Source organism: Halobacillus amylolyticus, from assembly GCF_022921115.1.
Lineage (GTDB): Bacteria > Bacillota > Bacilli > Bacillales > Halobacillaceae > Halobacillus_A > Halobacillus_A amylolyticus.
Genome location: NZ_CP095075.1, coordinates 220984 through 233766 on the forward strand (window position 1 = coordinate 220984; position 12783 = coordinate 233766).

The 12783-nt window shown below is 34.1% G+C and carries 12 protein-coding genes; all 12 read left to right on the forward strand.

The window, feature by feature from the left end; all coding sequences use genetic code 11:
* Nucleotides 1–20 precede the first annotated feature (20 nt).
* The 12 genes from MUO15_RS01185 to MUO15_RS01240 all read left to right on the forward strand — a co-directional run bounded on the left by MUO15_RS01185 (nucleotide 21) and on the right by MUO15_RS01240 (nucleotide 12754).
* Nucleotides 21–2609, forward strand: coding sequence for a hypothetical protein (locus MUO15_RS01185; protein WP_245032800.1), 2589 nt, complete (start codon nucleotides 21–23; stop codon nucleotides 2607–2609).
* 447 nt (nucleotides 2610–3056) lie between these two features.
* Nucleotides 3057–3491 carry a hypothetical protein gene (locus MUO15_RS01190; RefSeq protein ID WP_245032802.1) on the forward strand — a complete coding sequence of 145 codons (435 nt, stop codon included), beginning with the start codon at nucleotides 3057–3059 and terminating at the stop codon, nucleotides 3489–3491.
* A gap of 41 nt (nucleotides 3492–3532) precedes the next feature.
* Complete coding sequence (locus MUO15_RS01195) at nucleotides 3533–4393, forward strand: SU10 major capsid protein (protein WP_245032804.1); 861 nt, start codon at nucleotides 3533–3535, stop codon at nucleotides 4391–4393.
* 241 nt (nucleotides 4394–4634) lie between these two features.
* Nucleotides 4635–4841: a helix-turn-helix domain-containing protein gene (locus tag MUO15_RS01200; RefSeq protein WP_245032806.1), complete on the forward strand. Its 207-nt coding sequence runs from the start codon at nucleotides 4635–4637 to the stop codon at nucleotides 4839–4841.
* Nucleotides 4842–4882: 41 nt separating this feature from the next.
* On the forward strand, nucleotides 4883–6442 hold the full coding sequence (locus MUO15_RS01205) for a DNA primase family protein (protein ID WP_245032808.1): 1560 nt from the start codon (nucleotides 4883–4885) through the stop codon (nucleotides 6440–6442).
* A gap of 379 nt (nucleotides 6443–6821) precedes the next feature.
* Nucleotides 6822–7214, forward strand: a complete 393-nt coding sequence (locus MUO15_RS01210; protein WP_245032810.1) for a hypothetical protein — start codon at nucleotides 6822–6824, stop codon at nucleotides 7212–7214.
* 15 nt (nucleotides 7215–7229) lie between these two features.
* On the forward strand, nucleotides 7230–8801 hold the full coding sequence (locus tag MUO15_RS01215; RefSeq protein ID WP_245032812.1) for a terminase large subunit: 1572 nt from the start codon (nucleotides 7230–7232) through the stop codon (nucleotides 8799–8801).
* Between the two features lie 15 nt (nucleotides 8802–8816).
* The gene (locus MUO15_RS01220; protein WP_245032814.1) at nucleotides 8817–10181 is read left to right on the forward strand and encodes a phage portal protein; all 1365 of its coding nucleotides are present in this window, start codon (nucleotides 8817–8819) and stop codon (nucleotides 10179–10181) included.
* An 863-nt stretch (nucleotides 10182–11044) separates the two neighbouring features.
* The gene (locus MUO15_RS01225; protein WP_245032816.1) at nucleotides 11045–11338 is read left to right on the forward strand and encodes a hypothetical protein; all 294 of its coding nucleotides are present in this window, start codon (nucleotides 11045–11047) and stop codon (nucleotides 11336–11338) included.
* An 11-nt stretch (nucleotides 11339–11349) separates the two neighbouring features.
* A complete protein-coding gene (locus MUO15_RS01230) occupies nucleotides 11350–11925 on the forward strand; it encodes a hypothetical protein (RefSeq protein WP_245032818.1) in 576 nt (191 codons plus the stop codon).
* A 62-nt stretch (nucleotides 11926–11987) separates the two neighbouring features.
* Complete coding sequence (locus MUO15_RS01235) at nucleotides 11988–12323, forward strand: hypothetical protein (RefSeq protein ID WP_245032820.1); 336 nt, start codon at nucleotides 11988–11990, stop codon at nucleotides 12321–12323.
* A 53-nt stretch (nucleotides 12324–12376) separates the two neighbouring features.
* Entirely contained in the window at nucleotides 12377–12754 is a 378-nt protein-coding gene (locus MUO15_RS01240) for a hypothetical protein (protein WP_245032822.1), read from the forward strand.
* Nucleotides 12755–12783 lie beyond the last annotated feature (29 nt).

Sequence of the window (12783 nt, forward strand, 5' to 3'; positions counted from 1 at the left end):
AAATAAAAAGGAGAGGTTAAATGAAGAAGGAAAAAAAGAAAGGATTAGACAAACAGGTTTACATTTATTCAGTAAGCTCCAATGCATTCTTTAATGATACGGAACACGCTATTCATAAGGTATTGATTGAGGAGAAGGATTTTAAGGAACAGCTTAAAAAATTGTATAATGAGAAATACAAAGACATATTAAAGGAAACAAACGAGCGTATCACTACATTGAATGAATGTTTAACAGAACAATTGAACAAAAACGAAGATAAGCGACAATTAAGGGAAGAATCACTACATAATAAAAATAAGGTTGGTATATTCGATTCTGTACTTACTAGGACGTTGAAAGATGAGAAAGATGATAGCAATGAAACAGATGATATTATCATTGTTCGCACATATCACTATGACATATTAAAAGATTTGATACATAAAGGATTTACAAGTCCTTCTGGTGAGGAATACATATATTTTACGTCCAGTGCTGGTGGTATTCGAGACAAAAAGTCCATGTGGATTAAGAAATCTAAATGGGATAAACACAAAGATGCCTTAACGAATGGATTAAATAGGGGAAAAATCAATAATACAAAGGTTGGAGAAGATAAAGAAGGCAATCCGCTTTACGGAATGGTAACGAATAAGTGGGCTTCATATCTCGCCATGACGGCAACCGCAAGTATTCCTTTTGATGACTTCAACATAGATGAAGTTATTGTATGTGACGATCTTACTATGGACGTAACTGGTAAGGTTGATTTTATGGATAAGGATTATACTATTACACCACAAGTTACAAGGTCATTGCCTATGGACGTTAATGATGGTGTGGGGCTTTATCAATCAGATAATGATGACGATAAGAATTTCCAATTTAGGTCTGTATGGCAGAAAGGGCTTTTATCTCCTTACAATCTACATAAACATGCAGAAAAATGTGGCAACTATAAGGTTAAAGATATTTATGGTGATTACCATGATATTCGTAACGTGAAGATCGTTCTAACTAAGAGCCAATTTAAGGCGTGGAAATTCTGGAATAGTTGGGAAGAGTTTAAGCAAGATTTTAGAGATAATAAATGTGTGGCTGCCAAACTAAATGAGGAAGGTGATAAAGATTCATTTGGTGACAGTTACTTAAACTACCAGTATCTTCAAACGTTGACTGACGTATCTGATAGCGAATTAGAAGCACTTACAAAGCAAACTGTAACAGATATTAATTTAATGGGTAACGATCAAGATACAATGCTTAAGATGTTAGGAGCAGATGAAGGGAAAGAGAAATTAAATCCCTTTCAACAAAGTTTACTTACATATCCAGAGCTACTGAATGATAAGTACAGTCGTGACATTGTAATGAAGAAAAGACGTTCTATGATTAAGAAAGCGAAAGGTGCAAAACTTTCTGTACCTGCAAAATACACATACATATTGCCAGACCTGTATCAATATTGTGAATGGTTGTTTACAGGAGAGCCGACACCATTATTAGGAAAAGATGAAGTGTTCTGTGACCTGTATCCTAGTGGAAAGACATGCGTAAATCGTTCCCCCCACTTATACAGAGAGCATTTAATTAAACAGAATACGATAGATGACGACAAGAAAGAATGGTTTAAGACAAACGCTGTTTACATAGGTACATCATTCGCCCCTAAGTTATTAATGTGTGATTTTGATGGCGATAAAATTAGCATCCATGAGCCGGATAGCAATTTTGTACAAATAGCAGAACGTAATATGCTTAACGATAATATTGTACCTTTGTATTACGATGAACCGACTGCTAATCCTCAACCAGTTACAGATGAGAATATTTATGATTGTCTGATTAATTCGTACAAAATTAATATTGGATCGAAGTCAAACGAGATCAGCCGTTTCTGGAATGGGGATACTTCTAATTTAGACGTTGTTAAATGGTTGGTGTATGAGAACAATATGATGATCGATTACGCAAAAAATCTTTGGCTTCCGACAAGACCACCAAAAGTTACTAAAATTATTAAGGAAAATATCAGTGGTAAAGTTCCTAAGTTTTTCATCTGGGCAAAGGGTAAGAAAGTAAGTCAAGTTGCTAAAACAAATAAATCCACTGTGAACAGGATTAGAAAATTCATTCCAACCAATAACATTGATAATCAAGATGTGAATGGTGAATTTAATTGGAGGATGCTTACAACTAATCCTGATCCTAAGAAGAAAATTAATAAGAACAACCTTATCATTAACAGATACACTCAATTAGATCAGAAAAAGAATATGTTTATGAAGAATATGGATGATGGCACGAAAAAAGGTGAATTGTACGTGTACAAAATGATAAGGGAAGAATTACTACATATTAACAAAGACCCTTTTAAAGTGGCTGATGTACTTGTTAAACACTTGTATGAGGATACGGATAGTGCGTTTAAAGCTACTCTTTGGGAATGTTTTGGTAAAGAATTACTACATAACTTGAAACACAATACGAAGAATACAAAGCAATGCGTGGACTGTCATACACGAATTAAAAACGTTACCAATAAGGAACGTTGTGAAGAATGTGCTGGTACACATAAAAAAGAATATGATAAAGATTATCGAAAAAGTAAACTTAATGCTTCATAAACCTTGCTATGATAGGGTTTATAAAAATAATTTACATATGTTACTGAAAAAATGGTGCAAAAGCCCCTTGTTTAAGGGGTTCCCCTTTGTTCTTTAAAAATGTTCTCTAAGAGAAGGTAATTTTTAAACATATCATATTTTACTTTGTAAGTAAAGTGTTTTGTGTGGAATTTGACTTTCTTTTGTTCAATTCAATGTTATACATTGCTAATCCTCAATGTATCAACAGCTAATTTTATTAGATCGTTTTTCATCTTTATATACTCGGCTAAGTAGTCCTTTACTTGGTTTTGAGTCCTCTCTTTTTGAGTAGTCTGGTTTGTATTAATCGGACTACTACTCTATTTTTTAGTCACAAAAGTAACAAAAAGGGAGATTACAAGCACGTTATTAACGTTCTAAGACGTTGATATATATATTCAATCAATCAAAAAGGAGGAGTAAAAATTGAGTGAGGAAAACAAAGAGCAAGTATTTACTCAGGAGCAAATGGAGGAATTTAAGTCTAATCTTTATCAAGATTGGCAAAAAGAACACCTTACCCCTGTTCAAACTGAACTAGAAGAGGTTAAGGGCAAGTTACCTGTCGAGAAAACTGAACAGGAATTAGCACTTGAGCAAAGAGAAAAAGATTTGTTTAAGCGTGAGGTTGGTGCTGAATTACAATCAGCAGGGCTAGGACAATTTAAAGATATTGTAAAGGTATCTGACGAACAGGAACTAGCTTCTACAATCAAACAACTGAATAAGGCGGTAAATGATATGAAGATTGACAACTCGTATCAGCCAAATAGCCACAAGCAAACTGATGCTCTAACCGTAGCAAAAAAGAACGGTGACACACAAGGCATGTTGAAGTCGATTTTCGGCTTTAATTCATAAAATTATTAAATTTTTAACATGAGAAGGAGATGGAAAAATTAATGGCATTTAACAGTCAAGATTTTGTACAGGGTCAAAGTTATGACCTATCCAGTATTATTACAGAGGTGAACAAGCAGAAAAATAGCTTTGTTCAATTTCTAATGAGTAAGCGAGTGAAGGCTTCTAACCCTCAAGTCCATTGGATTACAGAGGAAATTGCTGATTCAGCCGTAACACTTGCTGAGGGTGGAGATGCACCTGCCTATACTAAGGATACTCAAACACCTTTAGACAACTATTTAGAGTTGTTTGCGAATACGGCTACCGTTACAAATACGGCACAGGCCAGTAGTGCTGTAGGTGTTAGTGATCTTCTAACTAAAGAAGTGGAGAAGAAAACTAAAGCTATCAAGAATCTTATGGAAAATAAGATGATTCATGGCGTAAAAGGTTATGCTACTTCAACTTATAAAACTGGTGGTATCTTAGAGCAAGTTGACGCTGCTAACAAAGTTACAGGTACTTCTCTAACTAAAGCCAAGTTTGAATCAATGCTAGAAGCTATGTACAATGCAGGAGTTTCCGATAATATGCTAGTATTCTTACCGGCTAATATGAAGAAACTCGTAAACGGATTTGATTCTGTTGAGCATTATGCACGCGAGAAATTTCTAGGTTTTGATGCAGATGAATATATCACACCTTACGGAAATGCTTACTTTACTCTTTGTGAAGGGTTGGGGCAGGATAACATGTTTGTTGTCAATCCAGATTACGTTGAGTTTGCTGAGCTTATTCCACTAAACGGTAAGGTTGAAGCTTCAAGTGGCTCTAAACAGTCTGTGTACATTGAAACACAGTCAGGTATTAAATTGCTTAATCCTGCTGCTGCAGCAAGTTTCAAGAAGACAACTGCATAATATATTTTACATAATTCAATAAAAATTCTCAATACATATTGTATCTGACAAGTACATTGATGGAGGTTTGAGCGTTCCAAATCTTTGTACTTAAGACCTTCAAAAACGCTCATTTTACAACATATCCCCATGTTGTAAGTCGGTTTTCTTTAAATAAAATTGACCTATTCACAGGTGAGCCTAATAGGGGGGCTTGCCTGTATATATTTTTTTGTCACATGAGTAAAGGAGGAATAAAAAAATGAGCATTAAAGAGGAAATGGAATATTATCGGGATCTTAGGCGACATAACAAGGTTAGGTTAGAGGATATTGCAAATTATTGTAACTGTTCTCATTCTTATCTGTCCTTAATTGAACGTGGAAAAAGGAATCCTAATGTTAATCCTGGCATTGTTAGGCGGTATAAGGAGTACATAGAAAAACAAATTGCTGAACTAGGTTTATGAAATATATAAAATAGAGATCAAAAGAGGAGATGGAAACTAAAATGAAAAACGAATTAGAACTTAACCCTTTCGGTGGATGGATGTTAGATGACGAGGAAATTACTCCAGAAAGAGCGAAAAAAATAAATAGAAAGTTATACAAAAGGGAAACAACGAAGCTAGCCAACAAAGATAATGTAACAGATGATACTTTAAAAGAATTTTTAACGCCAGAGGATTATGAAATACTTGGTGATCCAGAACGTAAGACTAACCTAAAAGTGGTCAGTATGGAGAAGAAGAAAAGCGAACCACTTGAACCAGAAACATTCTTTAATGATGAACGTAAATTTGTTCCTTCAAAATTAGGAAAATACATAAATGATAATTTCAATACTTTCTATGACGGTAAAGACATTTATTACTATAAGAAAGGTGTTTTCATTCCGCAAGGTGAGAACCGATTAAATAAACTTATTCAAGACTTGCTTATAGATTATAGTAATATGAGTCGAAAAAGGGAGGTTGTTGACTGGTTAAGAACTGAGAATGATATTTCTTTTAATGAAGGTAAGAAGATAAATCCAGATGATGGGTTAATCAATGTTAAAAATGGTTTAATTGATTTAAACACAGGGCAATTAACTCCACATACGGACAAAAGAATATCAACTATACAGTTACCAGTTAAATATGATCCAAATGCAAATGATCCGATTATTGATGAGTTTATTAAATCGGTTGTTCCTGCTGATACAGTCAATCTTGTATATGAAATGATTGGTTACGCTTTAACAATGAACACTAAGGGGCAAAAAGCCTTCATGTTACATGGTAGTGGAGCAAACGGTAAGTCTGTAATGATTGACATGATAAGTCATTTAGTTGGTGAAAGTAATATCAGTAATATTTCATTGCAGGATTTAGACGAGAACCGATTTAAGGTTGCAGGTATTAAGGATAAGCTGATAAATACCTTTGATGATCTTCCAGATAAACCACTAAAACAGAACGGAAATTTTAAGGCAAGTGTCACAGGTGGAAGAATTGAGGCAGAGTTTAAAGGTAAGGACTCATTTAAATTAATTCCTTTTGCCAAACATATTTACTCAGCTAATGCCATTCCTAGATCGTATGACAATACAGACGCTTACTTTAGAAGGTGGATTATTATTCCTTTTCCTAACACATTCAAAGGAAAAGATAGGGATGAAAACTTATTACATAAATTAACAACTGATGAAGCATTATCGACATTACTTAATAAAGCGTTAGAAGGAATACAAAGATTAGTGAGTAATGGTTTTAGATTCTCAGAAAATCAATCAACGAAAGAAATGCTAAATCAATACATACAACAGTCTGATAACATAGTTTCATTTATAGATGAGTGCTGCCAACTTGGAAACGATAATAAGGGTAAGCCTATGAAAGTTACCACAACAAAACTTTACGATGCCTACAAAGAATATTGTTCAATTAATGGTTATCGTGCTTCTTCAAATGGTGATTTTAATAAGCATATAGAAAATAAATTTGATGCAGAGAAGAAGAGAGGATCAATTAAAGGGAGTAGAAAGCTAATTTGGTCGGGGCTTGGATTATTTGACGAAGATCAATAACGTACACACCCCTGTACAATGTACATACCAACGTACACCCCTTTTAATGTTACCCTGTACGTTAAAAAGCCTATCATATCAATGTTTATATTATAAATGTACATAGGGTACATACCTTTTTTAACTCCTTGGCAAAATTACAAATATACACATATATTATACGGTTATATAAATTATAGTAGAAACTTTAAAATACCCTGTACACCCTGTACGTAAATAACAGGAATGTTTATATACCAAGGGTTTGAGCGACATGAAAACGTACATACCAAGCAAAATATCCCTGTACATTACCCTGTACTACGTACATACCCCTGTACATTTTGACATCTGTTTTTAGCAGGTGTCTTTTTTTATTTATAAAGAAAGGTGATAACCAATGAATATTTACGAAGCGTTAGAGAGTGTCCAGTTTGAGAAAAGAGAGTATTTTAAATGGAAACATGATATACGTTATCAGCAGGAAAGAGGTCAGAAGAGCGAAGAAAGGTTTTTAGCCTATGTTCAAAGAAGAACACTCAACTCTTTCTATCAATGGGAGAAAACACCAGAGTACAAACATTTATTAATGTTGCTGCTTGAGTGGCGGTCAACTCAGGACTTTGAACAAATATATGAGGTTGTGTCTAAGAAGGCTAAAGATGGAGATGACAAGGCGGTTAAGTTGTTCCTGTCATTGCAAAAGGAAATTAATACGAATGCTAAAGCCGTTAAGGCATTGTTTGAAAATGTGGATGATGAAAAAGAAGAGGAAGATGATTTAGAAGTGTAAGGAAGGTGATAGCAATTGAATAAGACAACTAAGCAGAAGTTAAAAAAGATCATGAGTAGTTTTGAATTGTTCTCGAAAAATTTTATAAAGATTGTAAACCCTCAAAATGAGGTCGTACCATTCAAATTAAATAAGGCTCAACAGGAACTAACTGAAATGATTAATAATGATAGGTTTCTGATTGTATCTAAGTCAAGGAAAGCAGGAGTAAGTACAAAGATGATTGCTAGGGCTGTATATGAATGTGTAACTAAGCCTAACCAACTTGTCTTGATTGTATCTTATGAATCGGATTCAGCTAAAAACTTGTTTGAATTGATTAAGTTTATGAACAATCACTTGCCACGTGAAAAGTATCCTAGTTTGTTCCCTGCTACTAAGCGAGATAACAGGGATGAACTCATACTAGAAAACGGTAGCAAAATTGTAAGTACGGTTGCAGGACATAAAGATATTGGTCGTGGTATGTCTCCTACTTGGGTACACTTGTCTGAATTTAGCTTCTATGGGAATCAAGAAAAACAATTACTATCCATTGAACAGTCATTAGTTGATAATGGTCGTATTTCCATTGAGAGCACAAGTAATGGGCTAGGTAACTACTATTATAGGTTATGGCAGCGTTCTAAGCGTGGACAATCGAAATATAAGCCTTACTTTATTCCCTTTTATCATGAGTTGTATAGAGACTTGAAAAAGAATGAATTGAATGAAGCTGAATCATGGCATAAACAATTCTTTGGGGAACGTCTTAGTAAGAAAGATTTAGATGAAGATGAACAGGCTTTATTAGATAACGGCTGTAATTTACGTTTCCTAATGTGGCGAAGGTTTAAGCTGCAGGATATGCAATTAGAGGAGTTTTATCAAGAATACCCTAGTAATGATATGGAATCCTTTATCAGTAGTGGGAATAATGTGTTCGATCAAAATAAGATCCTTCAACGTACTAATCATTTAATGCCACCGATTAATAAGAATGAATTGAGTGAGCTGCCAGATAGCTTACAACGATACTTAGGTAAAGAGTTATTGATTTATCATACATACGATAGAAAGATGAAGTATTATGCAGGGATAGATGTTGCAACTGCTTCTAGTGGTACAGGTGACTATTCAACAATAACGATACTTGATGAGGAAGGTATAGAGGCTTGTAGCTTTGCTAGTAACAAGTTGCCTGTTTATAAGTTTGGTTTAGTTGCTAATGACTTACTTAGGCACTATGGGCAAGCATTTACGGCAATAGAAAGGAACAACGTGGGAATTGTCCTTATTGAGAAACTAAGGGATGATTACAATTATCTTAATCTGTATAAGGAAAAGCTGTTCGATCAAAAAGGAAAACGTAAGAAGCAACTGGGCTTTACTACAACTAAGAGTAGTAAGCCTATTTTAATTGAGAAATTCAAAGAAAACTTTGAGTTAGGTTACATATTGCTGAATGATAAAGAAACGCTTGAACAGATGCAGATATATCAAATACAAGACGGCAAGATGGGCAATAAAGGAAACGGACACGATGACAAGGTGATTAGTGCTGCTTTATCTGTTTTGGCTAGGTTAGAAAATAAATGGTATATATAGAAAGGTGTGAAGTGAATGGATTTACAACAATATGTAGTTTCCCATTACGATGGTGATTTTAGTCGTTTTATTACTGGTGAGGTTGGAAGTATAGAACAACAGCAACATATTCAAGAATTGGTCAGTATCAAGGAATACTTAGGGAAGAATAAGCACCCTATCAAGAACAGGCCAAATGAAACATTTAACGGTCAGGAGATAAAAACTGAGAAGGTGATTCTTAATTATGCTAAGACTATTATTAAGTTTAGCGTTAATTTCCTTCTAGGCAGAAATCCTGTCAGCTTGTCAGGCTCAGAGAATGTCATAGATGAACTAAACAAGGTGTATAAGCTAGGGAAATACCATAAGACAGATTATAAATTGCTGAATGATTTAATCCGATATGGCGAAGCCTTTGAGTTTGTTCATGCAAAAGGTGACAAGATACAATCAACTGTTATTGATCCAGCAGAAAGTTATCCAGTTTATAATCATGAAAACGAAATGATTGCCTTTATACAGTATTATCATGTTGATTACGTGGACTATTATAATGTGTTTACAGATGAGATAGTATATAGCTTAGATAATAGTGGTGGAGACTTACAGTTAAAGGAACAGAAACTTAATCTTACTGGTATGCCTATTCATTATAAGACTGAGAATGAAGTGGATGAGAATAGAGGATATGCAGAGATTAATGATTACATAGATATATTGAACAGTATGGAGAGTTTATTGTCTAAAGCTATTGATGGGTACTATAGACATATCATGGGAACACCTATAGTAGTCGGGCAAACATTAACTGATGTGAGCTTACCTAAACATGGGAATGGGGTAGGTATTAACTTAGATGATGACGGTGAGTTTTATTATGCTACTAATCCATTTAGTCATGACAGCTTTAAGGAGCTATACGGTACATTGCGTAATGCTCTTATGGATATTAGCCAGTTACCTAACGTTGTATTGAATGGGAGTACACAAATAAGTAATGTGGCAGAAGTAGCCGTAGAAAGTATGTACACTTTAGCTTTAATAAAAGCGAATATGAATAGTAAATACTTAGAAGATGGATTTGAACAAAGGTTAGATAAGGTAAGAGGACTATTAGCTATGAAGGGTATTAGCTTTACTGATGAGGACTACCATACAGTACGCTTTGTATTCAGTCCTAGTATGCCTAAGTCAGATAAGGAAATAGTTGAGACTATAGTTAAGTTGAAAGAGATTGACGGTATTAGTGTAGAGTCTGTACTGGATAATGTAAGTTTTATTGATAAGGTACAGGAGATGGAACGATTAGTTAAAGAGAATAGTGGTAAGGTTAAAGATGCAAATAGTAATGATTCTGATTTATATAGTGATGACAATAATACTAACAATGATGAGTAGTAGTGGAGTGTAAACCTTTAGTAAATATGGGTGAACATTGATTACATAAGAATATTTGTTTTATGGGGAAATAGTAAGAGAATATATACAGTGACAATCCCACTCGCTTGTTATGCTGCAAATTTTGTATTGAATATTACTATTAAGTCCCGAATATACATAAAAATAGCCCTCTACATTGTCTGTAGGGGGTTACTTGTTCAATATATTCCCTAATTTTAAGGGGTATTAACCAGTATTTATGCAGGATTTTATACTGTATATTTTAGTGTAAATTTAGTCGGTAAAATGAGCCATCTCAGAACGTTGTAATATCAAGGGTTATAAGACATGTACCTATAACATACCTTATGTAACCTAGTGTTCGTAAAAATGACCGTAAGTATTGATGTATAAGTATTTAAAAGGGGAACAGTGGTACACTTAGCAGTGTGTTTATAGGTGTCGGGAATTGTATAAGTGTTATTAAATATACATAGCTTGAATGAGGTATGAAATTTACCCCTAGTTGCTTAAATATCCCTATAACTTATCTAATTACTCATCCCCAGAAAAAATAAAAAAAGGCAGGTGTAAGCATTGAGTTTTAATTACGTCAATAACAATCAGACTTATTATGACATGATTAATCAGCTTCAAAAAGTCCATAAGGCAACCGATACATTTTACTGCTCTCATTGTATGGCAATATTTCATGATTTAAATAAATGTATAGAGTGTGGGTCAAATAAGATTAGGAAAATTAAGGTGAATATGAACGGATGAATTAAGAAATATTTTCTAATTAATAGTCTGAATTATGCAGGATAATACGATTAGTTGTTGAATAGTGTATTAAGCAGAATAAAAAAAGGGGTGAGTTAATGGAAGAAGCTAAAGAAATATCTCCTCAATCCAAAGAGGACATTAAAGAAGAGAATCCTGTTGCTGTATTCCTGTATACTCTTGGTGGAATTGAAATTTTTGCAGGTTTAATGATTGCCATATACATGGGGCAATTAGATTATGAGTGGCAGTGGGGAACGTTTTTAGTCTGGTTCTTGCCTACTTTAGTCTCGGGATTACTAATTGTTGGGTTTGCAGAAGTGATTAAATTACTTCACTTACAAAACATTAGTATCAAAAAACAATTAGATATAATGCAGGGTAAAAAGTAAGGGGGATGTAATTGTCAGATCAAACTTATCATGACCTTGAGGAATTTACGTATAATGGTGTTGAACACAAAGCGACTATAATACGAACTTATATAGACGGTGTACAGATGGGTAACTCAGTTACATTCCAATATGAGGGTGTTAGGGTATCCGAAAATTTTGATCCTGAAAACCATGTTGGTTGGTACAATCTTGCTCAAACATGTTGTGAGATTATAGATGAGCATGGTGAAGAAATTTACAAGGGTTACAGTAAGAATAGGGGAATAATCAAGTCAATCAAACACTCTTACCTTGTACTGAACGACAAGGTTTATGATTTAAATGTAATGAAAGTTGCAGATTATTATTTTCTCGGAGATATTCGTTTTAAAGACGGTAAAACCTTTGATGGGCATCATCCAGTAAGTGGAATCTTTGAAGAGGACAAAAAAAGTAGGAAGAAAACAAAGGATAACCTTAAAACTCAATCATTAGACTATCATAAAGTTAAGAATGTTCTGCCTGAGGATAAATATATCAATACAGAAAAAAATAACGAATTTCAAAAAGCTAAAACATGGATTCAAAGTAATATTAACCTTTAAGTGGCTACTCATTGAGTGGTCTTTTTTTATGCCCAAATTTTAATTACAGGAGTGATTGATAAATGAACATGACAAACTTTGAAGTGCTAAGAACAGAATTAAAAGGGTTACAGGGTTATGAGCCTAACGAGTTAGAATTGTATCTCTACAATAATGATTTAGTTGGGTCAGAAGCATATGACAAAATGAATCGAATTGGTATTTTGCAGACAACTATAGATGTTCTTTCCAGTATGGCAAATAATCAGTCCTATTTTGCAGATAAACAGCATGAGGATATGAGTATTAGTGGTTTTGGTGAGGTGCTGCAGAATAGGATAGATCAAGCTGAGACACAATTGCGTAAATTGAAGGCTGAGAAGAATAATTCATCAACTTTCTTTCTGTTTAATAGCTGATAAATGAAAAATATGGTAGAATAGTCACTAATAAACTCACATGGGGTGGTATTTTGCAGGAAATCTTAGTTGGGGTTCTAGTTCCTATTCTTACTGCACTTATTTCATATTTAGGAGCAAGACATTCTGCCAGCACTGAATTACAAAAGGTAAAGGATCAGCAACAAGCGGAATTGAAAAAGCTTGAGGAGCAACAGAAAGCTGAAATTAAAAAGATACAAGAACAGTCTAAAGCAGATATTGAAAGGACTAAAGCAGAGGTTTTGGCTCAAGCAGAGTTGTATGAAAAAAATGCACAGACGGATCAGGTATCAAAGATTTTTGAGCAAATGTTTCAAGGTGATTTATCAATGGATGATTTAGAAAAAATGGGGAAACAATTTGATAGTGGAACTTATAAACATGCTAATCATCCAGCGAATAAAAGATAATAATTGAAATTGACTAAGGAGTGTCTATC